Here is a 25021-nt window from a genome sequence, read left to right on the forward strand (position 1 = left end):
GCGACCCTCGGATGTGACTCAGCAGCCACTCGAATCAGTTGGCCTAGCTAACTACCTCCCGATATAGTTGTATGGCATCAACTAACTATTGGAGGTGTCCGTTCTGAATCGGCCCAACTCGCATCGGGAGATCCTCGAAGCGCTGTCCGGCATCTGGGTAGCGCTGCTGGTCGCGATCCTCAGCTCCACCATCGTCTCGAACGCACTCCCGACGATCCTGGCCGAGCTCAAGGGCACCCAGACCCAGTACACCTGGGTCATCACGTCGATGCTGCTCGCGTCCACGGCCAGCACGCCGCTGTGGGGCAAGCTCTCCGACCTGTTCGACAAGAAGATGCTCCTGCAGACGGCCATCGTGGTGTTCGTGGTCGGCTCGGTCCTGTCCGGGCTGAGCCAGAACATGGAGCAGCTCATCGCGTTCCGCGTCCTGCAGGGTCTGGGCATGGGTGGCGTGCAGGCGCTCGGCCAGGTCGTGGTCGGTGCGCTGCTCAGCCCGCGTGAACGTGGCCGTTACAGCGGTTACACCGGCATGGTGATCTCCGCCGGCACGGTCGGCGGTCCGCTGGTCGGCGGCTTCCTCGTCGACTGGCCCGGCTGGCGCTGGTGCTTCTTCGTCTGCGTGCCGCTGGCGCTCGTGGCGCTGGCCGTGCTGCACAAGACGCTGCACCTGCCCACCAAGAAGCAGCACGTGAAGATCGACTACCTGGGCGCGACGCTCATCACCGGTGGCGTGAGCCTCGTGCTGATGTGGGTGTCGTTCGCCGGCAAGGACTTCGCCTGGTTCTCGAAGGAGAGCGCGCTGTTCGCCGGTGGTGCCGCCCTCGCGATCCTCACCGCCTACTTCGTCGAGCGCAGGGCGTCCTCCCCGGTCATCCCGCTGCACCTGTTCAAGAACCGCACGGTCCTGCTGGCGATGCTCGGGGGCATCGCGGTCGGCACGGCGATGTTCGGCGCGTCGGTGTTCATGGGGCAGTACTTCCAGATCGCGCGCGGGTTCTCGCCCACGAAGGCAGGGCTGCTCACGGTGCCGCTGGTGCTGGGGCTGAGCATCTCGTCCACGGTCAGCGGGCAGCTCATCGCCAAGAGCGGCAAGTGGAAGAGCTACCTGGTCTGGGGCGCGTTCTCGCTGGTCATCGGCCTTGCGTTGCTCGGCACGATCGACCACAGCACGAACCTGACGCTGATGGGCGCGTACCTGCTGCTCGTGGGTGTCGGTGTGGGGCTGACCATGCAGAACCTCGTGCTCGCCGTCCAGAACGGCGTGGGTATGGCGGACCTGGGTGCGGCCAGTTCCACGGCCACGTTCCTGCGGTCGCTGGGAGGGACGGCCGGCGTCTCGGTGCTGGGTGCGGTGCTCGCCGCTCACGTGAGCACGAAGACGCTCGACCGCGGTTCCCTCTCCCCAGTCGTGCGGGACTCCTACGGCGATGCGATGGGCGAGCTGTTCCTGATCGCCGCCGGTCTCGCGGTCTTCACGGTGATCGCGGTGCTGTTGATCAAGGAGCAGCCGCTGCGGGACTCCGTGGATGTCACTCCAACGGCTTCTGGTGCACAGACGGTCGCCACTGAGCTTGATTCACCTGTGGATACTGAACAGCGGATTGTGGATAACTCGACCCCCACTGTGGACAAGCTGTTGGTACGAACGAGTGACGGTGATCAGGAGGCCGCGGCGCGTTCGGCTGCGCTGCGTTCCACGCAGAACTCGTTGCCCTCGGGGTCGCGCAGGGTGACCCAGCCGGTGCCGTCCGGCCTGCGGTGATCCTCGAAGAGCGTCGCGCCGATGCCGACGAGACGCTCGACCTCCTCGTCGCGGGTGCCGTCGGTCGGTTGCAGGTCGATGTGCAGGCGGTTCTTCAGCTCCTTGTCGTTCGGGACGTTGATGAAGAGGTAGTTGATGCCGCCGGGGAGCTGGACCATGCACTCCGGGTCGCCGGGGTTGTCGTCGGGGTGCAGCGGCAGGTCGAGGACCTGGCCCCACCACGACGCGAGGGCGTACGAGTCACGAGCGTCAACGGTGACGTTGTGGACGATTGAGGTCATGGGGCTGATCTTCGCCTAGCCTGGTGGAACCGCCGCCCGAATTTCGGGAAAGGGCGCGTTCATGAGGCTGTTGTCACCAGCCCTCCTAGTCGCAGGCCTGCTCGTACCGGGAGTCGCGTCGGCGGCGCCGTGCACAGCGGCGGCCACCGATGCGGCGCTGGCCGAGGCGATCACGAAACCCGGCGCGTGCGTTGTCGTCGAAGACGGCACGTATGCGCCGGTCACGGTCGTTGCGGACCGGGTGCACCTGAAGGCGCGCAAGCGTTTGGGCGCCGGGTTCGCCTCCGGGACCGTGATCGTCACGGGTTCGGGCGTCACCGTCGAAGGCTTCACGTTCACCGGCAGCGCGAACTTCCGGCTCGACAACACGGCCGGCTCGCGGATCACCCGCAGCCTGTTCCGTTCGTCTGCCGCGGAGTTCGTGCAGGTCCACGGGCAGAAGGGGGACCGCAACAGGGTCGACCACAACGAGATGGGCCCGAAGGCGCAGCTCGGGCACATGATCCAGATCGGCAAGAACCCGTTCACGCCGACGAACACCCTCGTCGACCACAACTACCTGCACGACCTCGCCTACGGCATCCAGGGCGGCGAGGCGCTGCGCGTCGGCGGCTTCGGTCCGCCCGGCGACTACTTCCACGCGCACACGGTGTTCGAGTACAACCTGCTGGTCAGGCTGTCCGGCGACGCCGAGGTCCTGTCGCTGAAGAGCTCGGCGAACACCTTCCGCTACAACACGGTCCGCGAATCCGCGGGCGAGATCAACATCCGGGCCGGGCAGGCCAACGTCATCCACGGCAACTTCGTGTTCGCCGACGGGCTCAAGGCCGCGCACGGCATCCGGTTGAGCGAGGACGACCACGTCATCACCGACAACTACGTCGAGACGCTCGAGGACGCGTTCCTGCTGTTCGCGGGCGACGAGAAGCCCGGTAACCCGCCTCCTGGCGTGCCGCCGTCGGGTCCGTTCACCGGGCACGCGCAGGTGCGCAACGCGGTCGTCACGGGCAACTCGTTCATCGCTTCCGCCGGCCGCGGGATCGACTTCGGCGGCGGGGTGAAGCCGCCATCCGATCTGACCTTCGCGAACAACCTGGTCAGCGCGGTGGGCGGCCTCGGTGTCGGCAACGCGGCCACTGTCACGACGCCTGTCTACGGTGGCAACCTCGTGTGGTCACCGCAGCCGGGCATCTCCGGGCCGGGCTTCCTGCTGGCGGACCCGGTGCTGGTGAGGGGTTCGCACGGGTTGCTGGAACCGACGCGGGCTGCTTTGAGGGCCGGCGTGCGCGGGTACGGCAAGTTCGACGTCCTCGGACGCAACCGCCTGTCCCCGCCGGACGTTGGGGCTGTGGAGGCGTCGAACGGGTCACGGCCCGTGCGCAAGCCGTTGACCGTGAGTGATGTGGGCCCGTTCTCATAGTTGAGCGGAACACGCTCAACTTTTCTGACGTTGTGCGGGATGATGGTCCATGCTGGAGGCTGACCACGAGGTGGAGGAATGGACGCTTTCAACCCGACGACGAAGACTCAGCAGGCTGTTTCCGCGGCTGTGCAGGCAGCGACCCTCAACGGCAACCCGGACGTGAGTTCGGCGCACCTGCTCAGCGCGCTGCTGGCCCAGACGGACGGGTTGACCGCGCCGTTGCTCTCGGCGGTGGGCGCCGACCCGACGCTGGTGCGCAAGGAGCTGGAGCAGGTCTCCCGCTCCCTGCCCAGCGCGTCAGGCTCGACGGTCTCCGCACCGCAGTTCTCGCGCGACGCCGTGCGGGTGCTCGGCAGGGCACAGGAGCTCGCCACCGAGATGGGTGACGAGTACGTGTCCACCGAGCACCTGCTCGTCGGGCTCGCGCAGCACGGCGGCCAGGTGGCCGACCTGCTGCGTCGCCACGGCGCGACGCCGGACGCGCTGCGCGAGGCCTTCGAGAAGGTCCGCGGCTCGGCGCGCGTGACGTCGCCCGATCCCGAGGGCACCTACAAGGCGCTGGAGAAGTACGGCGTCGACCTGACCGAACGCGCCCGCAAGGGCGAGCTCGACCCGGTGATCGGCCGTGACTCCGAGATCCGCCGGGTCGTGCAGGTGCTGTCCCGCCGCACCAAGAACAACCCGGTGCTGATCGGCGAACCCGGCGTCGGCAAGACGGCGATCGTCGAGGGCCTGGCGCAGCGCGTCGTGGCCGGTGACGTGCCGGAGTCGTTGCGCGGCAAGCGGGTCGTGTCCCTGGACCTGGGCTCGATGGTCGCGGGCGCCAAGTACCGCGGTGAGTTCGAGGAGCGGCTCAAGGCCGTTCTGAAGGAGATCACCGACTCGGCAGGCCAGGTCATCACGTTCATCGACGAGCTGCACACGATCGTCGGCGCCGGCGCGACCGGCGAGTCGGCCATGGACGCCGGCAACATGATCAAGCCGATGCTGGCCCGCGGTGAGCTCCGGATGGTCGGTGCCACGACCCTGGACGAGTACCGCGAGCACATCGAGAAGGACGCCGCCCTGGAACGCCGCTTCCAGCAGGTTCTGGTCGGCGAGCCGTCGGTGGAGGACACCGTCGGCATCCTGCGCGGCCTGAAGGAGCGCTACGAGGTGCACCACGGTGTGCGCATCACGGACGCTGCCCTCGTCGCCGCGGCCACGTTGTCGGACCGCTACATCACCGCGCGCTTCCTGCCGGACAAGGCGATCGACCTGGTCGACGAGGCCGCGTCCCGGCTGCGCATGGAGATCGACTCACGCCCGGTCGAGATCGACACGGTGGAACGTGCGGTCCGGCGTCTCGAGATCGAGGAAATGGCGCTGTCCAAGGAGTCCGACGCGGCTTCGCTGGAACGGCTGTCGGCCCTGCGCGCCGAACTGGCCGAGAAGCGCGAGACCTTGGCCGCCCTGACCGCCCGGTGGCAGAACGAGAAGGGCTCCATCGACCGCGTGCGTTCGTTGAAGGAGCAGCTGGAGTCGTTGCGCGGCGAGTCGGAACGTGCCGAGCGCGACGGCGACCTCGGTCGTGCGGCCGAGCTGCGTTACGGCCGGATTCCCGCGCTGGAGAAGGAACTCTCGGTGGCGGCCGAGTCCACACAGGACTCAGCCGCGATGCTGAAGGAGGAGGTCGGCCCGGACGACGTGGCCGACGTCGTCTCGGCGTGGACCGGCATTCCGGCCGGCCGTCTGCTGGAGGGTGAGACCGCGAAGCTGCTGCGGATGGAGGACGAGCTCGCCCGCCGGGTCGTCGGCCAGGCCGAGGCTGTTCGCGTTGTGTCCGATGCCGTGCGCCGCACCCGTGCCGGCGTGGCCGACCCGGACCGCCCGACCGGTTCGTTCCTGTTCCTCGGCCCCACCGGCGTCGGCAAGACCGAGCTGGCGAAGGCGCTGGCGGCGTTCCTGTTCGACGACGAGCGGGCGATGATCCGCATCGACATGAGCGAGTACTCCGAGAAGCACTCGGTGGCCCGCCTGGTCGGTGCGCCTCCCGGCTACGTCGGCTACGACCAGGGCGGCCAGCTGACCGAGTCGGTGCGCCGCCGCCCGTACTCCGTGGTGCTGCTGGACGAGGTCGAGAAGGCGCACCCGGACGTGTTCGACGTGCTGCTGCAGGTGCTGGACGACGGTCGCCTGACCGACGGCCAGGGCCGGACCGTGGACTTCCGCAACACGATCCTGGTGCTGACCTCGAACCTGGGCTCCCAGGTCATCGCCAACCCGTCGCTCACCGAGGTGGAGCGCAAGGACGCCGTGATGTCGGTGGTGCAACGGCACTTCAAGCCGGAGTTCCTGAACCGGCTCGACGACGTCGTGGTGTTCCACGCGCTGGCGACCGAGGAACTGACGTCCATTGTGGACATCCAGATCGCTCGGCTGGCGGACCGGCTGGCGGCTCGGCGGTTGTCCTTGGACGTCACCGCTTCGGCTCGCGACTGGTTGGCGCTCAACGGTTTCGACCCGGTGTACGGAGCGCGGCCGTTGCGGCGGCTGGTGCAGTCGGCGATCGGTGACCAGCTGGCGAAGGAGTTGCTGGCCGGCGAGGTTCGGGACGGTGACACGGTTCGGGTCGACGTGCTGGACGACAACTCGGGCCTGATCGTGGGCCGCGAGGTCTGAGTCCGAATCCCCCACAGCGGCAGGTAAGTTGGCCGCTGTGGGGGATTTTCACTATGTGAGGTACCAGGCGGTCGAGCCCAACGCTCGCGGGCACTTCACCGGCATCTTCGGGCTGGCGAACGGCTTGCGTCGGCGCGGTGAGCTCACCGACGCACAAGAAGCGTTCGTGAGCACCAACAACGCCTGGTACGACGCGGCCTACACCGATCCGTCGACGGTCGATGCGACTGTCTACGACCGCGAGGTCAATCCCGGTGCCCACGCGTGGTTCAAGCCCGAGGCGACGCACCTGATGGAGCGCCTGCCCGGCTATCTGGCGATCCTCGACGCGCACGGTGTGAAGTGGTGCCGTGTGGAGTCCGACGATCCTGGCCGCGTCGTGTACGAGGACGCGGACCAGGTCATCGTGGTGCCGTACGCCTGATCACCAGGTGACGACGAGCGATTCGAGTACGCGAGAGCCGCGGCCCTGCCGATAGGTCAGTTCGTCGGACTCCAGCTGCGGCCTGGGTTCGGGTGGACAGGGACCGCGGCGCCACCCGCAGTTCCGTGTGGTGCCGTACGCCTGATCACCAGGTGACGGCGAGCGATTCGAGCACGCGGGAGCCGCGGCCCTGTCGGTAGGTCAGCTCATCGGACTCCAGCCGCAGCCCGGGGAACCGGGTGAACAACGACAGCAACGCCACCCGCAGCTCCATCTTCGCGAGCTGCGCGCCCAGGCAGTAGTGCGGTCCGTGGGCGAGTCCGAGCTGTGCCGCCGCCCCGCTGCGGGTGATGTCGAACGTGTGCGGGTTCGGGAACACCGACGGGTCGCGGTTCGCCGCCGAGATCATCGGGACGACCGCGGCGCCGGCGGGCACGAGCACGCCGTCCAGCTCTACCTCCTCGGTGGTCACGCGCGGCAGCGTGCCCGCGAAGAGCCGGGTGTAGCGCAGCAGTTCGTCCACCGCCTGTCCGATCAACGACGGCTGCTCCAGCAGCAACGCCAGCTGCTCGGGGTGGCGGAGCAGGGTGACGATCGAGTTGCCGAGTTGGTTCACCGTCGTCTCGTGGCCCGCGACGAGCAGCATCTGCAGGTTCGCCAGCAGCTCCGGCTCGGACAGCGAGTCGCCGTCCTCGTCGTGCACGCGCACCAGTGCCGAGATCAGCGCGTCGTCCGGCTCCACGCGCTTCTTCTCGGCGATGGTCTTCATGTAGCCCTGCACGGCCTGTTCGGCGGCCCGCGTGCCTTCCGGCGAGATCGTCTGCGACATCAGGTCGGCGGACCAGACGCGGATCTGGTCGCGGTCGGCGTAGGGCACGCCGAGCAACGCGCAGATCACCATGATCGGAATGGTTTCGTTGTAGAGCGGCACGAGGTCGACCGGTGGTGCGAAGGAGTCGAGCAGGTCGTCGACGATCCGCTGCACCTCCGGCTCCAGCGCGTCGATCATGCGCGGGCTGAAGGCGCTGGCCACCAGCTTGCGCGTCCTGGTGTGCTTGGGCGGGTCCATGCTGGTCAGCACCAGCGGGTTGGCCGCCGACCTGGTCATCGTGATCGCGCCGCCGGGACGGACGGCCTCGGCTCTGGAGAACCGCGGATCGGTCAGTACCTGGCGCACCGCCTGGTACGACAGCGCCAGGTGCAGTTCCATCGGGCCCATGGTCGCGGCCACGACCTTGTGGCCCTCCTCCAGCAGCCGCTGCGGTTCGGGGTCTTCGTCGAGGTGGGGGTTCAGGGTGAACGGGAACGTGGCGGACATGCCCTGAAGCACGTCGAAACGGCACGCCCAGTTCACGACGCGCGGAAGTGATCTTCGTTCCACGGGCTGGACCCACTACGCTTCATCCGTGGGCATACCGGCGTGGGTCTGGTTCACCGTCGCCGCGGTGGCGGGCGTGGCAGGGTTCGCCCTGCTCGCGACCGACCGGGCGCAACGAACCGCGCGTAATCGTGAACGGCGCCGTTGGGCTGCTCTGCGCGGCTGGCAGTTCGAGGAGACAGACCACGTGCTGCCGACTCGGTGGGAGGCGGGAGCCATCGCGTACTACGGCACCGGCCTCGCCCGTGACGTGGTCGCAGGCTCGACCTTCACCGCGGACGGGCGCAGGCAGGTCTACGTGCTCGACCACGAGACCGGCGGCAAGGTCAACTCCGTGCTGGTCGGCGTGCGCTGTCGCCGAGCGTTGTCCGTGGTGATCGAGCTCTGGCTGTCGACGGTCCCGTTCCAGCGCGACAACGACAAGATGCCGATGCCGGACCTCCTCGGCCCGGTGGGTTCGCGCTACGCCTTCGTCACCGACGTCCCGGCCGCCCGCAAGATCATCACGCCCGACCTGATCGACGCCGCGGAGGAGATCGGCGGCGACGTCACGGTCGTGTGGATGGAGAACGACTGGGTGCTGGCCGCCGCGCCACCGAACTCGTCGCCCGCGCGCCTGGAGCGGCTGCTGCGCGACATCGGTGAGCTGGCGGACGTCATCGACCCGTTCGACCCGGACCCCTCGGAGCAGGAGGAGCCGGTGGCGGAGGACGACGAGGGCGGCGAGGTCTACCGGCCGTCGTTCGGCCGCAAGCAGCCGTAACCGAGCCTTCCTCGTAACGCTGGGTGAGCGTGCGTGCTGATTACCGTCTGTGTCACCGGTCGTACCAGGGGTATTCCAGACCGTCCCTAAAGGGGTGTGAGCTACGTCACACTTCACTCTGTGTAAAACATTTGAGGTGGATTCAGATACTCCGTGCGTAAGGCGTCGTGTCCCCAACCCCCCGGAGGGAATCACGATGTACGGAGCAAAAATAGTTCCAGCAGCAGCCGTCGCCGGCACTGCGTCCGTGGTGACGCTGGCCAGCACGGGTGCATCGGTTGGGTGGTTGCTGTTCGGCGGGGTCGCGCTGGTCGTTTCGGGCCTCGCGCTGCGCCTGTTCGTTCTTCGTCGTCCGACGAAGAACGGAGCGTGATCATCGGCGTGCTTCCGACCCCGACCTAGACCCGACTACCGTGCGGTGGCATGCCAACCGCACTGGTGACCGGATCGACCGTCGGGATCGGGGCCGCCTTCGCCCGCAGGCTCGCCGCCGAGGGATATGACCTCGTCCTGGTCGCGCGCACCGCGTCCGCGCTCGAGGAACTCGCCAAGCAGCTGCACGATCGGCACGGCGTCCACGTGGACGTGCTGCCCGCCGACCTCAGCGACAAGTCCGACCGCGCCAAGGTCGAGGCACGCCTCGCCGAGTCGCCCGTCGACCTGCTCGTCAACAACGCCGGCTTCGCCAACACCGGTGAGTTCTTCGCCGCGGACGTCGAGAAGCTGCAGGCCCAGCTGGACGTCAACGTCGCCACGGTGCTGCGCCTGTCCAGAGCCGCGATCCCCGGCATGATGGCGCGCGGCAAGGGTGATGTCATCAACGTGTCCAGCGTCGCGAGCTTCCTGCCCGGCCGCGGCACGAGCTACAGCGCCGACAAGGCGTGGGTGACGTCGTTCTCCGAGGGCATGTCCCTCGCGGTCGCGCACTCGGGCGTGCGGATCATGGCGCTGTGCCCCGGTTTCGTGAAGACCGAGTTCCACAAGCGGGCCAGCATCGACATGTCCAAGACGCCGGACTGGCTCTACGTCGACGCCGACCGGCTGGTCCACGAGGCCCTGCGCGACCTGCGGCGGGGCAAGGTCCTGTCGATTCCTGGCGCCCAGTACAAGGCGATCGTGAGCATCACGAAGGTGCTGCCGCGGTCCCTGGTGCGCAAGATGGCGTCCCGGTTCGCGGGCGGACGCGGTCGCACGTGATCGGAACCGCTGGGCCGAACGGCGCGTCGGAGCGGGCGTGAGTGAACAGTTCCACGTCGAGCCGGACGAGCTGCGCGGGTACAGCGAACTGCTGGACCGCAACGCCCAGCACTTCCTGACCATCAAGGACCACGCGATCTCCAAGGGCGGTGACACCAGCGGGTTCACCGGCCTGCTGACGTTGCTGCACCCCGTCGTGACCGGTGTCGCGAACCTCTACGGGGAGACGCTGGACTTCGCGAACAAGATGATGCTCAAGGACTCCGACGCTCTGAAGAAGACCGCAGACTCCTACGAAAAGGTCGACCTCCACGGCGTCACGCTGATGAACCAGGCCGGAGGTGGCCGATGACCACGGCGTACGCGGACGTCCAGGACCCGTCGGCCGCGCTCAGTGCGGCCGCCGAGGACCGTCCTGGCCGCCAGAGCACCAAGGAGCTCATCGAGAAGGCCGGCTGGAAGATCCAGGGCGTCAACTGGATCTACGAGAAGGTCACCGGCGAGAACCTCGTCGAGTCGCTGATCAACCCTCTGCTCGGCGACTTCGAGAAGATCGACGCCAACGCCAACGCGTGGGACCAGGTCGCCAAGGCCCTGGACTCCGTGCGCCACAACGTCGGTGAAGGCGTCAACCAGCTCGGCCCGCACTGGAACGGCAAGGCCGCGCAGGGCTTCGAACGCCGCATGGACACCATGTGGGTGATCGCGATCGAGGCGGACTCCCAGGTCGCCCGGATCATCGGCAACAAGTTCCAGTCCATGGCCCAGACGTGCCGGACCGCGTGCGGCCTCGCGCTCACGCTGCTCGACATGCTCGTCACCAAGCTGATGGAAGCGGTGATCCTGGCGCCCATCCCGGTGGTCGGCTGGGGCAAGGCCGTGTGGGTCGTCTACGACTGCATCCAGATCGTCGACCGGATCCGCAAGATCATCCTTTCGATCCAGCAGATCATCGAGGGCGTCAAGGGCATGGTCGACGGCATCAAAGCCATGGGCACGGCGCTGATGAAGCTCAAGGACGTGCGCGACGTCAACGACGCCCTCGACGTGGTCGACGGCGTGCAGGACGGCAAGCAGAAGTACGACAACGGCAAGTCCGCCGTCGGGTCCGGCCTCAAGAGCATCGCGTGGGACGGCTACAAGCTCGGCAAGTCCGGCCACGCCGCGTCCACCCGGTACAGCGGCGCCAACAGCGCCGGTGCCGGTTCAGGTGGGGCGGGCGGTTCAGGTTCGGGCGGTTCGGGTTCGGCTGGTTCGGGTGGAGGACAGCAATGACGTTCCCCTACGACCAGGCCCGGTTGCAGGCGCTGTTCGACGACGTCGACGCCAGGACGGCGGCAGCGGTGCAGACCGCGCAGCAGGCCGCCCAGTACCAGCCGCGCTCGCGTGGCGTGTCCGAGCAGGACCTCGCCGAGATCGAGCGCTACGCCCGCAGTGGCAAGGCGCCCAAGGAGTTCAAGGACCTCCAGCAGCGCATCGACTCGGGCGAGTTCAGCTGGAAGGACATCGCGTCCGGCCGCGTCATGGACGACGGTGTGCAGAAAGCGCTCGCCACCGGTGTCCCCGACCTCCAGCGCGCTTACACCGCGATCGAGGACGGGCAGGACATCGACGACATCATCGCGTCGGGCAACCCGGCCGCTCAGCAGCGGCCGCGTCGTGACGATGACGACGAGGACGACGGTCCGAGCCACTTCCGCAAGGACGCCTGGTAGCGGCCGGGATCACTCGATCGGCAGGAAGCTGCCCGCGTCGCTGCTGAGGTGGTTGGTGCCGATCCCTCGCACGACGTCGAACGCCAAGGCCGCCGCGACCACGAGCGGCCGGACCGGGCCGGAGGTGCCGGGACGAATCTGGATCACGTCCCGGCGCACCCGGTTGCCGTTGCGCTTCTTGATGTGCCCGACCTGGAAGTGGGCGACGTCGCCGAGCAGGCAGAGTTGGGTGCCGTTCGCGTCGAGCAGTGCGTACCTGCCTCGCTGGGGCACGATCGAGCCGATGGGCTGACCGTTCGGCCACGCCACCTTCGTCGGCCTCCTGAAGAAACCGGCCGGCTTCGTGATGACGAGCACGGTCCGGCCGTCCGCGGCCACCGCGCGCAGGTGGAACGGCGTCCACCGGGAGAGGCTCATCGCGCGCAGGAACCCGACGCCTAACGCTCGCCTCGTCTCGTCCGCGAAACCGAGAGGCAGGTCACGCCCGTCGTAGGCCTCGACCCGGTACTTCGGTCGCAGCAACAGGCTCATGGCCGACCAGGGTTGTTCGACGACGAAGGAATCCGTGCTCAACAAGCTCACGGTGATGCAGCGTACGAGGCACCGATCGCCTGTGTGTGCGAAGCTGACGACCCGTGCGAACTGAAGTGGTCTTGGACGCGAACGCGAAGTCGGAACTCGCTCGTCTGGTGAGCGAATTGGCCGTCGTGCACGGCAAGGTAACTCTCTCCAGCGGCAAGGAAGCCGACTACTACGTCGACCTCCGCAGGGCGACGCTGCACCACGCGGCGGCCCCGTTGATCGGCAAGCTCCTCCGCCAGCTCACCAGCGACTGGGACTTCGTCGCTGTCGGCGGTCTCACCCTCGGCGCCGACCCGGTCGCCTACGCGATGATGCACTCCGCCGCCATCGACGGTGACGTGCTCGACGCCTTCGTGGTGCGCAAGGCGAACAAGGCGCACGGCATGCAGCGCCAGATCGAGGGCATCGACGTGCGCGGCCAGCGCGTGCTCGCCGTCGAGGACACTTCCACCACGGGTAGTTCTGTGCTCACGGCCGTCACGGCGTTGCGGGAGCACGGTGCCGAGGTCATCGGTGTCGCCACGGTCGTCGACCGCGGCACTGGCGCCAAGGAGGCCATCGAGGCCGAGGGCCTGCAGTACCGGTACCTGTTGGACCTGAACGACCTCGGGCTCGCCTGAGATCCTCGTCCCAGAGGGTTTTATCGAGCGCGCTTCGAGCCACCCCGTCCTAGTCTGGAGGACGGGGTGGTGCGAATGGCCAGGTTCTTCGCGGAAGCGGTCATGATGCTGCACTTCGCCGTGCTGGCGTTCCTGCTGTTCGGTGGGTACGTGGCATGGCGGTGGCGCGGCGTGATCTACGCGCACCTGTTGATCGGTGCGTGGGCGATCCTCAGCCTGCTGGTGCCCGTGACGTGCCCGCTCACGACCGCGGAGGAGTTCTTCCGCGCGCAGGCGGGGATGCCGTCGCTGGGCACCGGTTTCATCGACTACTACATCGACGGCGTCTGGTACCCGGAGAGCGCGTCAACGCTGGTGCAGCTCGTGCTGGGGTCGATCGTGATCGTCTCGTGGGTCGGCTTCTATGCTGGTCACCGTGCTGCTCGAAGGCTTTCACGCTGTTAAGCACGCGTTGCGCTTCGGCGCCGACGTGCATCCGTTGCTCACCACGGACCTCAGCGGCGCCATCAGCCTCGCCGAGACGCACGCGCCGGATCTCATCGAGCAGTTCAAGGCCGCCACCGAGATCGACAAGGCCGGGTTCGTGCTCCGCGCCGGGCGCACCCATCCGACCGGCGTGGCCGGATTCGCGGACAAGCCGGACCTGCCGTTCGACCGCGCCGCGCCGGTCGTGCTGCTCGACAACCCGCGCAACCTGGGCAACTTCGGCGCCACGATCCGCGTGGCGGCCGGTCTGAACGCGGGCGGCGTGATCTCCACCGGCGACGTGGACCCGTGGCACCCCAACGTTCTGAGGGGCTCGGCGGGTCTGCACTTCGCGTTGCCGGTCGCCAAAGCCGAGAGCCTCGACTTCGACGGCGAGCTCATCGCGTTCGACGCGGACGGCGATCTCTTGCACGGCCCGATCCCCGACAACGCCGTGCTGGCGTTCGGATCGGAGCGCCACGGCCTCTCCGCAGAGGTCCGGGAGAAGGCCACCAGGATCGTCCGGCTGCCCATGCGAGAGAAGGTCAGCAGCTACAACCTGACGACTTCCGTGGCGATGGGTCTCTACCACTGGGTGATTCACCGAGCTTCTTGACCGGTCAAGCAAGCACGATGACCAAGTGGTGATCGCGAAACTGCTGGCGGCGCGCGCGGGCGTTGCCGAGCGCGCGGTGTACTCCAGGCACCTGCGGCGGGTCTGGGGTGTGCCGGGCACGCTGCTCGGGGCACGGGTGTGGCCCCCGCTCCTGCGGGACAAGCTGCACACCAGCTTCAACTACTGGTGGCAGGCGCACCTGCTCGACTGCATGATCGACGGCTACCTGCGGTCGCCCAGCGAGCTGCGCAAGGCCGGTATCACCAAGGTCGTGCGGGGCATCCGGGTGCGCAACGTCCTGGGCTGGACCAACGACTTCTACGACGACATCGCGTGGCTCGGCCTCGCCCTGCAGCGCGCCCAGACCGAGGTCGGCGTCGCGAAACCCAAGGCCCTCAGCATGATCGCGGAACAGCTGCGGGAGGGCTGGACCGACCACGCCGGCGGTGGCATCTGGTGGAAGCGCAAGGACGACTTCAAGAACGTGCCCGCCAACGGCCCGGCCGCGATCTTCCTGGCACGGCAGAACGAACGCACCGACCTGGCCCGCGCCCGGTCCACCGTGGACTGGATCGAGGACAACCTCGTGGACTCCGCCAGCGGTCTCGCGTGGGACGGCCTGCACGTTCATCCCAACGGCGAGATCCGCGAGTACGAGAAGAACATCTACACGTACTGCCAAGGAGTTCTGATCGGCGCGTGCGTCGAGCTGGCCAAGCACGGTCAGGCGGACAAGTGGCTCGGCAAGGCCTCCCGCACGATCACCGCGGTGCACGACGACCTCGCCACGAACGGCGTGATCAGGGGCCAGGGCGGTGGTGACGGCGGGCTGTTCGCGGGCATCCTCACCCGCTACCTCGCGCAGGCCGTGCTGACGATCCCCGAGCTCGATCCCGACCTGCACGAGACCGCGGACCTGGCCAGGGAGCTCGTGATCCAGTCAGCGGAGTCGGCGTGGCTCAACCGCGTGATGGCGGTGAGCGGCCCGCTGTTCGGTCCGGAGTGGACGGTCCCGGCGGACGAGCGGGAGGGCCGTGACCTGTCCGTCCAGCTCGGCGGCTGGATGTGCCTGGAGGCGGCCGCGCTGCTCGAACGTCAGGACGCCTTGAGGTAGCTCAGCAACGTCTTGGCGTCCTCGCGGAACTGCTCGGGCGAGTCGTCGATCACGAACTCCAGCAGCGCGTTGCGCTCGATGCCGTCGCGCGCGAGCTCGGTCAGCACCGGCTTCCACATGTCGCGGCGAGCGGCGAGCGGCAGACGTTCCTGGTAGCCGCCGGGACCCCACGAGAAGACGTGCGCGGTGACCGGTTCCAGCGTCCGCACCTCGTGCACGGCGGAGAACACGTCCTGGCCTCCGCGTGGCTGCCAGTACGGCACCACGCCGTCGACCTCGTCGAGCAGCTGAACCGCGGATTCCAGCGTGTCCGTCAGCGTGTTGCGGTGGTACTCCAACGCGATCCGCGTGCCCATCGCGTCGGCGTGCTCGACGGCGTGCTGCAACGCCTCGATCACCGGCCCGCGGTCAGGACACTCGGCCGACCCGGACGTCCCGGCCCAGACCCGCACGAACGGCGCGTCCAGCTCGGCGGCGGTCTCCAGGATCGCCGCCAGCTCACCGCGATCGGTCACACCCGCCCGGTAGTAGGACCCGTACGCGGCGACCTTCAGCCCGGTGTCCAACGCACGGCGAGCCGCGTCGAAGTCACCCGGTGGCACGTGCACGTCGCCACCCCACTCCACGGCCTGCAGCCCGCATTCCGTTGCCAGCTCGCCGATCTCGGAGACCGTGAGCTGCCGGAACGTCACCGAGACGAGACCGGGAATCAGCATCCGCAGGACTGCCGGTGCATCAGCGAGGGGGCGAGCCTGATGGTCTCCGGTGGCCTCTCCGGGTCGGCGATGCGGGCGAGCAGCAGCTTCACCGCGGTCCTGCCGATCTCCTCGACGGGCTGGGCCAGCGTGGTCAGCGGCGGTTCGATCAACGTCGCCCACTCGACCTCGTCGTACGCGACGACCGCGAGATCCGTGCCGAGCTTGAGGCCACGAGCGCGGGCTTCGTGCAGCATGCCGACCGTGACGAGGTGGTCGGCGGCGACGACGGCCGTCGCCGGGTCGTCCTGGTCGAGCAGCGGCGCGAGCCAGCCGCTCTGCGACACCAGCGCCTCGTCCCACTTCAGCCCCGCGCGACCGAGACCGAGCCGGTAGCCGAGGATGCGTTCCTCGGTCGTCGCCACGCCCGCCTTGCCGCAGACGATGCCGATCCGCCGGTGCCCGAGTTCCGCGAGGTGCTTCACCAGACCCGAGGTGGCCTGGACGTTCTCCGGCCCGACCTGGTCGATGTCCTTGGCCACGGTCAGCCGGTCCACGAGCACGGTCGGGATACCGAGCTTCTTGAGCTCCGGCAGCACGAGGCTTCCGCCGGTGCTGGCGGACGGTGTGAGCAACAGCCCGTCGACTCTTCGCGAGCGCAGCATTCTGACCGCTGTCTGCTCGGATTCGGGGGTGTCCCTCGTGTCGATCAGCACGAGCGAATAGCCGTTGCGAGTCGCCTCCGACTCGATGGCGGCGATCAGCTCGGCGAAGTACGGGTGGGAGACCAGTGACACGGCCAGGCCCAGCGACTTCGTGCCGCCCATGACCAGCGATCGCGCGATGGCGTCGCCCGTGTACCCGGTCTCGTCGATCGCCTTCTGGACGCGCTCGCGCGTGTCCCCCGCGACCGGCCTCGTCTCGTTGATCACGTGTGACACCGTGGTGATGGAGACTCCCGCGAGAGCCGCTACATCCCGCATGGTGACCATGGCCAGGGACCTTACCCGTTTGGAGGAAGCCCAGATGGCAGCCGTGCTGTGTGTCGGGCTCACAACTCTCGACGTGACTCAACGGGTGGACGAGTTCCCGGATCCCGGCCAGAAGATCAGGTCGCTCGGCGCGGCGCTGTCACCCGGCGGTCCGGCGGCCAACGCGGCCAGGGCCGTGGCGGCACTCGGCGGGAAGTCGTCACTGCTCACCGCACTGGGTGCCGACGCACTGGGTGAATTCGTCAGGGCTTGCATGGAGCCGGTCCAAGTCACCGCCGTGGCCGGGACGACACCCGTGAGCATGGTCGTCGTCAGAGATGCTGATGGGGAGCGCACAGTTGTTTCCCGCAACGCCTCGGTGCCCGTCGTCGCGCCCGATCTGTCCGGTCTGCTCGGCGGTGCCGACGTCGTGCTCTTGGACGGACACCACGACGGCCTGGTGATCCCCGTCGCCCAGCAGGCGAAAGCTCTGGGATTGCCTGTGGTGCTGGACGCCGGGAGCTGGAAACCTGTCCTCGATCACCTGTTGCCGCTGGTGGACGTGGCTGCCTGCAGTTCGGGGTTCGAGCGGTCCGAGACCGAGGTGCACTCGTACGGAGTGCCGCTGGTCATTCGCACGCACGGTGCGATGCCGGTGACCTGGTCGAGGAACGGCTCGTCCGGCGAGGTGCCCGTGCCGGCGGTGGAGGTGAAGGACACGAACGGTGCCGGGGACGTCTGGCACGGCGCGTACGCCTACGCGCTGGCGTCAGGTGCGGACCCGGTGGCCGCCATCGGCTTCGCGTCGCAGGCGGCGGCGGTTCGGGTCGGTGCGGTCGGGGACTGGGTTGAGAGGCTGGCGCGGTGGCAGGACAGCAGGTCAGGTTCGACGAGCTGCTAGAGCGGGCTCGGGTGCTCACCGATCAGGGTGAGCGCAAGATTCTCGGCATCGGCGGCGCACCCGGTTCGGGCAAGTCGACACTCGCGCGCCGGCTCGTCGAGGCGCTCGACGGCCAGGCGGTGCTCGTCGAGATGGACGGCTTCCACCTCGCGCAGAGCGAGCTGGAACGGTTGCGGCTGGTCGAACGCAAGGGCGCGCCGGACACGTTCGACATCCCCGGCTACGTCGACCTGCTCGGCCGGATCAAGGCGTGCGGGCCGGACATGATCTACGCGCCGACGTTCCGCCGCGACCTCGAGGAACCGATCGCCTGCGCGGTGCCGGTGCACCCGGACGTCCCGCTCGTCGTCACCGAGGGCAACTACCTGCTGCTCAACTACGACAAGTGGAAGCGCGTCCGGATCATCCTGGACGAGGCGTGGTTCCTGTTCATCGACGAGGACGTGCGCGTGCAGCGCCTGATCGACCGCCACCTGCGATACGGGCGCACCCTGTCGGAGGCGGAGGAACGCGTGCTCCACGGCACGGACCACGTCAACGCGCTGATGGTCAACTCGTCGAAGGGGTCGGCGGACCTGCTGATCACCGAGGTGCTCTAGCGGGCGTGGTGCTCGCTGACGTGCCTGAGGTCGTCGCTGCCCTCGTCGATCGGCTTGCGCATCTCCTGCCGGTAGCGCCAGATGCCCCACCCGGTGCCGCCGAGGAAGAACGCGATGCTGATGATCACCGCTGCCGTCTCCAGCCAGGGCAGCTCCTGCAGGATGCCCGCGCCGTAGTAGCCGGCGAGCACCAGCGTCGGCACCCACGCGATGGCCCCGAGCGTGGTGGCCAGCGTGAAGCGGCGGAGTTCCATTCGCGCGGCACCGGCGATCATCGGCGCCAGTGTGCGGATCCAGGGGATCCAGCGGGCGAGCACGACGGCCCAGAACCCGCGCCGGTCGAGGAAGTCGCCTGCGCGTTTCAGGTTCTGCCGGTTCAGCACTTTGCCGCCCTTGCGGGCCAGCACACGCGTACCGGTCGTCCTGCCGATGAAGTACCCGACCTGGTTGCCGACGACGGCCACGATCAGTGCCACGCCCGAGAGCGCCCACGCCGACACCTCGCTGTTGTGCTGCGCGAGGACCACCCCGGCGGCGAACAGCAGCGAGTCACCGGGCAGGAACAACCCGAAGATGAATGCGCACTCGAAGAAGATGAAGCTCAGCACGATCAGCCACACGGCCACCGGACCTGCGGTCTCCAACGAGGCGAAAGCATGCGCCACGGTGAGCCAGCCTACGTCGTGCTGTGCGGGCGGCACGGCGACATCGGGCTAACGGGATGACGAAATCTTGATTGAGCACGCTCGGTCACGACGTGAACTTCCTTCCGTTGAGATCACTTTCGAGTGAACCAGTCGAATCGGACTAGTGCCGTGGCCGCCGGCCGTTGCCCCGTGTTCGGTGGTCAGACGGGTGCATCGTGGTGCCGGCCCCGCGTCCTCATCCTGGTTGGCTGTGGGCGTGGGGCCGGTGCCGCGAGGCGCCCTGCTGAGCGCCGAAGACGCGGTGACGGCTGGCGGTCACGGCACTAGCGTGGGGTGCATGGAGACCTTGCTCGCCGAACTCCGCGCTGTTGTGGGTTCCCCAGGTGTGCTCACCGATGCCGATGTCACCGCGAGCTATCAGCGCGACATGATGCCGTTGGCGCCCCACGGCAGCCCGTTGGCGGTGGTGTTCCCGCTGAACACCGAGCAGGTGCAGGCGGTTGTCCGCGCCTGTGCTCGTTTCAAGGTCCCCATCGTCCCGCGTGGAGCGGGCAGCGGCCTTTCCGGCGCCGCGAACGCCATCGACGGCTGTGTAGTCCTCGTCACGACCAAGATGGACGCCATCGTCGAGATCGACGCCGACAACCGCCTGGCTGTCGTCGAACCGGGCGTGATCAACCTCGATCTGCGCGGAGCCGTCGAGAAGAACGGCCTGTTCTACCCGCCGGACCCGAGCAGCTACGACTGGTGCACGATCGGCGGCAACCTCTCCACCAACGCCGGTGGCCTGTGCTGCGTGAAGTACGGCGTGACCACCGACTCCGTGCTGGGCCTGGAGGTCGTCCTGGCCGACGGTGAGGTCCTGAAGACGGGCCGCCGCACGGTCAAGGGCGTCGCGGGCTACGACCTCACGAAGCTCTTCATCGGCTCCGAGGGCACGCTGGGCGTGATCACCAAGGCCACGCTGGCCCTGAAGCCGCTCCCGCAGGCTCCCGCGACGCTGGTGGCCGCGTTCAGCAGCACCGCCACCGCCGGTGCCGCGGTCAGCCGCATCGTGCGCGAGGGCCTGGTGCCGTCGCTGATGGAGATCATGGACCGGACCTCGATCGAGGCCGTCGAGCAGTACCTGAAGACCGAGCTCGGCGCCGGTCCGGGTTGCGCGGCGCTGCTGATCTGCCAGTCCGACGCCGGCGGTGAGCAGGCCCGGCACGAGCTGCAGCAGATCGAGGCCATCTGTTCCGAGGCCGACCTCGTCTACGCGACGCACGACATCAACGAGGGTCGTGACCTGCTGACTGCGCGTCGAGCAGTGCTGACCGCGTTGGAGGTCTACGGCTCGTGGCTGACCGACGACGTGTGTGTGCCGCGCACCCGCATCGCCGAGCTGATCCAGGGCTGCGAGGACATCTCCAAGGAGGTCGACCTCAAGATCGCCGTCGTCGGCCACGCGGGGGACGGCAACATGCACCCGACGATCGTCTACAACCCCGCTGACGCCGACCAGTTCGCGCGCGCTCAGAAGGCGTTCGACGACATCCTCGCGGTCGGGCTGGCGCTGGGCGGCACGGTCACCGGCGAGCACGGCATCGGCAAGATCAAGCGGGAGTGGCTGGCGAAGGAGATCGGGCCGGTCGGCCTCCGGGTCCACCGCGAGATCAAACGCGCGCTGGACCCGGAGAACCTTTTCAACCCCGGCTCGATGTTCAGCCTCTAGCAACAGGCCACAGCGGCTGCGGGGACCGGTTCCTGCGCGGCCTTCTCCACGTCCGCGAGCATCTGCTGCCGTTCCGCCGGCCCGAGGGTCCTGCCTCGCGTCAGCACGGTGTGAATACGTTGTGTGTTGCGGATGTTGGTGAGCGGGTGGCCGTCGAGCACGACGAGGTTCGCCGCCTCGCCCGGTTTGATCGCGCTGTTCCGGGTGCCCGCCCTCAACGCTGCCGCAGGCGACAGGCCCGCGTCGACCAGCAGCTCCAGCTCGTCGTGCACCGAGAATCCGGAGAACACGTACGGGTTGCCCGCGTCCGTGCCGACCAGGATCTCCACGCCGTGGTCGTGCATCTCGGCGACCTGCTCCATGCGGCGCTTGAGGAACTCGGCCTGCTCGCGGATCTCCTGCGGCGTCACCGGAGCCCAGTTCTTGAGGCCGTCACGCCAGAAGTCCCGGTAGAACGCCGGCATGTACCTCATCCGCGGGTCGTTCGCGAACCGGTCCGCCGGGCTGGAGTACACCCGCATCGCGACCATCGTCGGGCACAACGCGGACCCGTTGCGCCGCAGCCGTTTCGCGAGCTGCACCGCCTTGGACCGGCTGTGCCACAGGGTGGCTCGGCGTTCGAACTCCAGCACCTGCCTGAACCACGCGAACGAGTTCGCCGGGTCGAGCGGCAGGTCCGCAATCGCTTGGCGCAGGTGGGTTTCCTGCGTGCTCGTGGCGAGCGGCAAGCCGTACATGTGCTCGAACGTGCGCTGCCCCAGGTCGCTCGCGTCGCCCAGCGCCACGTGGTCCGAGCAGTGCCCGGCGAACGTGATGTCCTGAACCGAACACTCGTCCGCGATGGCCGCGAGCGTCGCGCGGTCCAGGTACGAGTAGACCTTCACGAAGTCAGCGCCCTGCGTCTTGGCGTCCCGCACGGCCTGACGTCCCTCGTCCGGCGTGGCGACGATCAGCGCACCCGGCAGCGTCGAGTGCGGGCCGTCGATGATGGTGCTGCCGACGATCAACCGAGGCCCCAACACCTCGCCGCGCTCGATCCGTTCGCGCAACGCGTAGATCGGCGGCAAGCCCCACATCTCGCGGATGCCCGTCACGCCGTTGACCAAGCACAGCGGCAACGTGATGCGGTCCATGTACGCGCCGTGCACGTGCATGTCCCACAGCCCGGGGATGACGAACTTGCCGGGCAGGTCCAGCACCGTGGACCCGCGCGGCAACGGAAGGTCGCACGAGCCGACCGCGAGAATCTTGTTGTCCGCCAGCACGATGGTGGCGTTGGGACGCGTTCCTGCCGAGTCGACGAGCGTGACGCCTCGCAGCGCGGTCACGCCTACCGAAGCGCTGGCCCGGCCCGGTGCGAGCACTGCTGCCGCACCGAGCCCCGCCAGCCAGCCCAGCACTTCACGTCGAGTGGTGTCAGTCATGCCGTTCAACCAACACCTTGACGCTACGTCAGACTCAACTCCTTCAGCGCGACATCGCCTTCAGCAGCGAGTACTGGGCGTCGTCGTGCCCGAGCTCCCACATGAACGTGCCGAGCAGCCCGCGCGAGCGAGCGAAGTCCGCACGGATCCCGATCGACCGCGGGTTCTCGTACGACACGAACTTCTTCTCGGCCGCGTTGTACAGCCACGGCGACTGCGCGACCGGGTGCCAGTACTCCTTCCAGCCAGGAGTTGCCTTGAGCTGCAAGGCTTCCTCGTAGCCGTCGACCCAGAACGCGCTGTCGTAGACCTGGTAGAGACCGTGCTGCGGGCCCTCGGTCTTCACGGTGAAGCCGCGGCCGTAGAACGGGGTGCCGAGCACCATCTTGCGCGGGGAGACGCCGTGCCGTTCGTAGTAGTTGATGGCACCGACGACGTTGTTCCACTTGCGGTCGGCGGCGGGCATCGGGTCGTTGGAGACCTCGCGGAACGGCGCGTTGAACGTGGCCACAGGCGAGAAGCCGGTGCCCATGTCGTAGGTCATGACGTTGATGAAGTCCAGGACCTGCGACAGCTCGCGCAGCTCGAACGACTTCGCCGGGTCGTAGGAGCCGTCGGTCTGCAGGCGGCCGGTGGGCAGCGCCGCGGTGAGGAGCCGTTTGCCCAGCACCCGCTTGAACTCGCACGCCAGCAACGTCATGTTGCGCTTGTCCTCCGGCCGGTCCTTGATCTCGGCAGGACCGCCGTAGACCGGGAACTCCCAGTCGAGGTCGAGGCCGTCGAAGGTCCCGTCGGAGAAGAACAAGTCCACACAGGACTGAATGAGAGTCTTGCGGGACTCCGAAGTGAGAGCGGCGTCCGAGAAACCGCCCGCACCCCAGCCGCCCAGCGAGATCAACGCTTTCAACGACGGCTTGCGCTTCTTCAACGCGCGGATGTCCGCGAAGTCCTTGGCCGCTGTCTCGGCAGGCATCACGCACTTGCCGTTCTCGATCAGAGCGAACGCGTAGAACAGGTGCGTGATCGGTGTGTCGGTGGGAATCGACGAGATCGGCTTCGACTCGCTGTACCAGTTGCCGTAGTAGGCACCGACGATCTTGCGTGGTGCGGCGTCGGCCGAGACGACGCCAAGTGAGACGGAGAGTGCGGCCAACGTGACCGCCAATCCCTTGCGGAACAACGACATCACAGGCCTCCAGTGGTTCAGACCACCGAAACCTAGGGGCGGTACCCGGCGTGCCGCAACAGAGACTTCAGATACACCTCCAGCTCGTCGGCCGTGCTCTGCTCCGGATTGGTCAGCGAGTGGTAGAAAAGCGCACCTCCGACCATGTCCAGCACGATGCCGAGGTCGGTGCCGGGCGGAAAACCGGGACGCAACATCTCCTTCAGCGCGGCCCGGCGCGGCGCGATGAACAGCTCCCAGTACCGCTTCATCAGCTCGAAGTTGTCCGCTGACGCGCCCACGATCCGGCGCAGCAGCTGGACCGACGAGGGCGTCGACATCAGCGCGGCCCAGCCCTTGACCGTCTCCTCCGGCAGCGCGGCGACGATCCGCTCCGGATCGAGCGCCGCGACCTCGCGCGGCAGCTCGATCACGCTGAACAGCAGGTCCTCCTTGGTGGCGAACCGGCGGTAGACCGTCGCGCGGGTCACGCCCGCGCGACGGGCCACCTGCTCGATCGAGGTGCCGTCGAGGCCGCGCTCCAGGAACAGCTCGAACGCCGCGGTCAGGATCGCGTTGTCAGCCTCGGGGTCTCGGGGACGCCCAGCACTTCGTTCAGCCACGCGGAAAGCCTTTCAGAGGGACCACGCCACGCGAGGTGACCGTCGGGACGCACCAGCAGCGTGTCACCGGCCCGTTCATGGTGCACGACGTCCCCGAGCCGTTCCCGCGCCACCTCCAGGCACGTCGTAGGCCCGGCCAGCACCCACTTGCCGGTCCGTGCGAACGCCGGCACGCGCTCGCCGCCTCGCCGTCCGGCCGCCAACGGGCCTGAGTACTTCACGTCGAGCTGCGAGGTGAACCGCACAAGCCGTCGCTGTACGACCGAGAGGCCCAGCAACGGCCACAAGACGTGGTCCCTGAACGCTCGCGTGACCACACCCGGCCCCATCACCAGCCGGGTCGCCGGCGTGGTCGAGGCGAGCACCTGTGCCCCGACCGGACGACGTTCGGCCTCGTAGGTGTCGAGCAACGTCGCAGAAGCCCTGCCCTGCACCACCAGTGCGAGCTTCCACGCGAGGTTGTCGGCGTCGCCGAGTCCGGTGTTCATGCCCTGACCGCCCAACGGGCTGTGGATGTGCGCCGCATCGCCCGCCAGAAGCACGTTCCCGCGCCGGTAGGTCGCCGCCTGCCGCCTGTGGATGCGGAACGTCGACTCCCACTCCACGGAGTCGATCGGGCCCGGCGTCCACCGCTCGCCGTTCGGCGACATCACCCGCCAAACGCCGCCGGGCAACGGAAACACGCTCGTGATCGACGATCCGTCGACGTACAGGTGGATCGACTCGCGGTCGAGGTCCCACTTCCCGTGGACGTCTCGCAGGAGGAAGTTCTCCATCACCGGTTCGCCCTCGAACGCGATCCCCGCCGCCTTCCGCACCGCCGAGTGCGCGCCGTCGCACCCGACGAGCCAGTCCCAGCCGGAGACCGACGAGATCGGCGTGTTCCACTCGATCTCCACTCCCAGCGCGGACAACCGGTCGCGCAGCCGTTCCTCCACCCATGCCTGCGACACGATCAACTGACCCGCGTCGCGCAGAAAACCCATGTCCAGCGCCACCGCGCCGTTGATCCGCAACGCCCGCAGCCGCACCGCCTTGTCCGGCAGGTCGCCCAACGCGCCCAGCCTCGCCAGCACCTCTGCTCCGCGCGGCTGCAACCCCAGCGCCCGCGACGTCGTGGCCGGGCCCGAGGCCGCGTCCACGATCCGAACATCCACCCCGAACTGCCGGAGTCCGCACGCCAGCGCCAAGCCGGTCGGACCCGCCCCCGCAATGATGACCATATGAATACAGTACAGCTCTGTATTCAAACTTCGCCAGCAAAAAGCCCGCCTGCCGAGG

At 68.0% G+C, this 25021-nt stretch carries 26 protein-coding genes; 16 read left to right on the plus strand and 10 right to left on the minus strand.

From position 1 onward, the window contains the following. Positions 1–94: 94 nt before the first annotated feature. Positions 95–1762 (plus strand): MDR family MFS transporter, encoded by a 1668-nt coding sequence (locus ABZ345_RS03510; protein WP_359842519.1) that lies wholly within the window; start codon positions 95–97, stop codon positions 1760–1762. On the opposite strand, the gene ABZ345_RS03515 is transcribed toward ABZ345_RS03510, so the two are convergent. Beyond that, positions 1660–2043, minus strand: a complete 384-nt coding sequence (locus tag ABZ345_RS03515) for a VOC family protein (protein ID WP_359842521.1) — start codon at positions 2041–2043, stop codon at positions 1660–1662. The two genes, ABZ345_RS03510 and ABZ345_RS03515, sit on opposite strands and share 103 nt — an antisense overlap. 61 nt (positions 2044–2104) lie before the next feature. Between ABZ345_RS03515 and ABZ345_RS03520 the strand changes: the two genes are divergently transcribed. The 3 genes from ABZ345_RS03520 (at position 2105) to ABZ345_RS03530 (ending at position 6551) form a co-directional block, all read left to right on the plus strand. Further along, a complete protein-coding gene (locus tag ABZ345_RS03520; RefSeq protein ID WP_359842523.1) occupies positions 2105–3463 on the plus strand; it encodes a chondroitinase-B domain-containing protein in 1359 nt (452 codons plus the stop codon). A gap of 78 nt (positions 3464–3541) precedes the next feature. Next, positions 3542–6127 (plus strand): ATP-dependent chaperone ClpB, encoded by a 2586-nt coding sequence (gene clpB, locus ABZ345_RS03525; protein WP_359842525.1) that lies wholly within the window; start codon positions 3542–3544, stop codon positions 6125–6127. 55 nt (positions 6128–6182) lie between these two features. Next, positions 6183–6551, plus strand: a complete 369-nt coding sequence (locus ABZ345_RS03530; RefSeq protein ID WP_359842527.1) for a hypothetical protein — start codon at positions 6183–6185, stop codon at positions 6549–6551. 145 nt (positions 6552–6696) lie between these two features. Here ABZ345_RS03530 and ABZ345_RS03535 read toward each other — a convergent pair whose 3' ends face one another. Then, entirely contained in the window at positions 6697–7932 is a 1236-nt protein-coding gene (locus ABZ345_RS03535) for a cytochrome P450 (protein WP_359842529.1), read from the minus strand. A gap of 25 nt (positions 7933–7957) precedes the next feature. Between ABZ345_RS03535 and ABZ345_RS03540 the strand changes: the two genes are divergently transcribed. The 5 genes from ABZ345_RS03540 to ABZ345_RS03560 all read left to right on the plus strand — a co-directional run bounded on the left by ABZ345_RS03540 (position 7958) and on the right by ABZ345_RS03560 (position 11604). Continuing rightward, positions 7958–8692, plus strand: coding sequence for a hypothetical protein (locus ABZ345_RS03540; protein ID WP_359842531.1), 735 nt, complete (start codon positions 7958–7960; stop codon positions 8690–8692). A gap of 423 nt (positions 8693–9115) precedes the next feature. After that, positions 9116–9889, plus strand: a complete 774-nt coding sequence (locus ABZ345_RS03545; protein ID WP_359842533.1) for an SDR family oxidoreductase — start codon at positions 9116–9118, stop codon at positions 9887–9889. A 37-nt stretch (positions 9890–9926) separates the two neighbouring features. Continuing rightward, positions 9927–10241, plus strand: coding sequence for a hypothetical protein (locus ABZ345_RS03550; protein WP_359842535.1), 315 nt, complete (start codon positions 9927–9929; stop codon positions 10239–10241). Beyond that, positions 10238–11164, plus strand: coding sequence for a hypothetical protein (locus ABZ345_RS03555; protein WP_359842537.1), 927 nt, complete (start codon positions 10238–10240; stop codon positions 11162–11164). Before ABZ345_RS03550 ends, ABZ345_RS03555 begins: the two co-directional genes overlap by 4 nt. Continuing rightward, positions 11161–11604 carry a hypothetical protein gene (locus ABZ345_RS03560; protein WP_359842539.1) on the plus strand — a complete coding sequence of 148 codons (444 nt, stop codon included), beginning with the start codon at positions 11161–11163 and terminating at the stop codon, positions 11602–11604. Before ABZ345_RS03555 ends, ABZ345_RS03560 begins: the two co-directional genes overlap by 4 nt. Before the next feature lie 9 nt (positions 11605–11613). Here ABZ345_RS03560 and ABZ345_RS03565 read toward each other — a convergent pair whose 3' ends face one another. After that, complete coding sequence (locus ABZ345_RS03565; RefSeq protein ID WP_359842541.1) at positions 11614–12186, minus strand: hypothetical protein; 573 nt, start codon at positions 12184–12186, stop codon at positions 11614–11616. 65 nt (positions 12187–12251) lie between these two features. On the opposite strand from ABZ345_RS03565, the gene pyrE reads away from it, so the two are divergent. The 4 genes from pyrE to ABZ345_RS03585 all read left to right on the plus strand — a co-directional run bounded on the left by pyrE (position 12252) and on the right by ABZ345_RS03585 (position 15001). Next, positions 12252–12806: an orotate phosphoribosyltransferase gene (gene pyrE / locus ABZ345_RS03570; RefSeq protein WP_359843105.1), complete on the plus strand. Its 555-nt coding sequence runs from the start codon at positions 12252–12254 to the stop codon at positions 12804–12806. 75 nt (positions 12807–12881) lie between these two features. Beyond that, positions 12882–13250, plus strand: a complete 369-nt coding sequence (locus tag ABZ345_RS03575; protein ID WP_359842543.1) for a DUF2784 domain-containing protein — start codon at positions 12882–12884, stop codon at positions 13248–13250. Further along, positions 13210–13887, plus strand: coding sequence for a TrmH family RNA methyltransferase (locus ABZ345_RS03580; protein ID WP_359842545.1), 678 nt, complete (start codon positions 13210–13212; stop codon positions 13885–13887). The genes ABZ345_RS03575 and ABZ345_RS03580 overlap by 41 nt, the downstream gene beginning before the upstream one ends. A gap of 25 nt (positions 13888–13912) precedes the next feature. Then, the gene (locus ABZ345_RS03585; RefSeq protein ID WP_359842547.1) at positions 13913–15001 is read left to right on the plus strand and encodes a glycoside hydrolase family 76 protein; all 1089 of its coding nucleotides are present in this window, start codon (positions 13913–13915) and stop codon (positions 14999–15001) included. On the opposite strand, the gene ABZ345_RS03590 is transcribed toward ABZ345_RS03585, so the two are convergent. Both ABZ345_RS03590 and ABZ345_RS03595 read right to left on the minus strand, forming a co-directional pair. Continuing rightward, complete coding sequence (locus ABZ345_RS03590) at positions 14983–15717, minus strand: TIM barrel protein (RefSeq protein ID WP_359842549.1); 735 nt, start codon at positions 15715–15717, stop codon at positions 14983–14985. The two genes, ABZ345_RS03585 and ABZ345_RS03590, sit on opposite strands and share 19 nt — an antisense overlap. Further along, positions 15711–16688, minus strand: a complete 978-nt coding sequence (locus ABZ345_RS03595) for a LacI family DNA-binding transcriptional regulator (RefSeq protein ID WP_359842551.1) — start codon at positions 16686–16688, stop codon at positions 15711–15713. Before ABZ345_RS03595 ends, ABZ345_RS03590 begins: the two co-directional genes overlap by 7 nt. A gap of 34 nt (positions 16689–16722) precedes the next feature. On the opposite strand from ABZ345_RS03595, the gene ABZ345_RS03600 reads away from it, so the two are divergent. Both ABZ345_RS03600 and ABZ345_RS03605 read left to right on the plus strand, forming a co-directional pair. Further along, positions 16723–17568, plus strand: a complete 846-nt coding sequence (locus ABZ345_RS03600) for a PfkB family carbohydrate kinase (protein ID WP_359842553.1) — start codon at positions 16723–16725, stop codon at positions 17566–17568. Then, entirely contained in the window at positions 17532–18167 is a 636-nt protein-coding gene (locus tag ABZ345_RS03605; RefSeq protein ID WP_359842555.1) for a nucleoside/nucleotide kinase family protein, read from the plus strand. Before ABZ345_RS03600 ends, ABZ345_RS03605 begins: the two co-directional genes overlap by 37 nt. On the opposite strand, the gene ABZ345_RS03610 is transcribed toward ABZ345_RS03605, so the two are convergent. After that, positions 18164–18832 (minus strand): DedA family protein, encoded by a 669-nt coding sequence (locus tag ABZ345_RS03610; protein ID WP_359842557.1) that lies wholly within the window; start codon positions 18830–18832, stop codon positions 18164–18166. The genes ABZ345_RS03605 and ABZ345_RS03610 overlap by 4 nt on opposite strands. Positions 18833–19151: 319 nt before the next feature. Here ABZ345_RS03610 and ABZ345_RS03615 point away from each other — a divergent pair, with 319 nt between their 5' ends. After that, entirely contained in the window at positions 19152–20528 is a 1377-nt protein-coding gene (locus tag ABZ345_RS03615; protein ID WP_359842559.1) for an FAD-linked oxidase C-terminal domain-containing protein, read from the plus strand. On the opposite strand, the gene ABZ345_RS03620 is transcribed toward ABZ345_RS03615, so the two are convergent. From ABZ345_RS03620 to ABZ345_RS03635, 4 genes are read right to left on the minus strand one after another with little or no spacing between them, the layout of a single operon-like run. Continuing rightward, positions 20525–21952, minus strand: a complete 1428-nt coding sequence (locus ABZ345_RS03620; protein ID WP_359842561.1) for an amidohydrolase family protein — start codon at positions 21950–21952, stop codon at positions 20525–20527. The two genes, ABZ345_RS03615 and ABZ345_RS03620, sit on opposite strands and share 4 nt — an antisense overlap. 43 nt (positions 21953–21995) lie before the next feature. Beyond that, positions 21996–23138, minus strand: coding sequence for a glycosyl hydrolase family 18 protein (locus tag ABZ345_RS03625; protein ID WP_359842563.1), 1143 nt, complete (start codon positions 23136–23138; stop codon positions 21996–21998). A 32-nt stretch (positions 23139–23170) separates the two neighbouring features. Continuing rightward, the gene (locus tag ABZ345_RS03630; protein ID WP_359842565.1) at positions 23171–23740 is read right to left on the minus strand and encodes a TetR/AcrR family transcriptional regulator; all 570 of its coding nucleotides are present in this window, start codon (positions 23738–23740) and stop codon (positions 23171–23173) included. Continuing rightward, positions 23683–24963 carry an FAD-dependent monooxygenase gene (locus ABZ345_RS03635; RefSeq protein ID WP_359842567.1) on the minus strand — a complete coding sequence of 427 codons (1281 nt, stop codon included), beginning with the start codon at positions 24961–24963 and terminating at the stop codon, positions 23683–23685. The genes ABZ345_RS03630 and ABZ345_RS03635 overlap by 58 nt, the downstream gene beginning before the upstream one ends. Between the last annotated feature and the right edge of the window lie 58 nt (positions 24964–25021).

Origin of the sequence: Lentzea sp. NPDC005914 (genome assembly GCF_040629405.1) — a bacterium.
Lineage (GTDB): Bacteria > Actinomycetota > Actinomycetes > Mycobacteriales > Pseudonocardiaceae > Lentzea.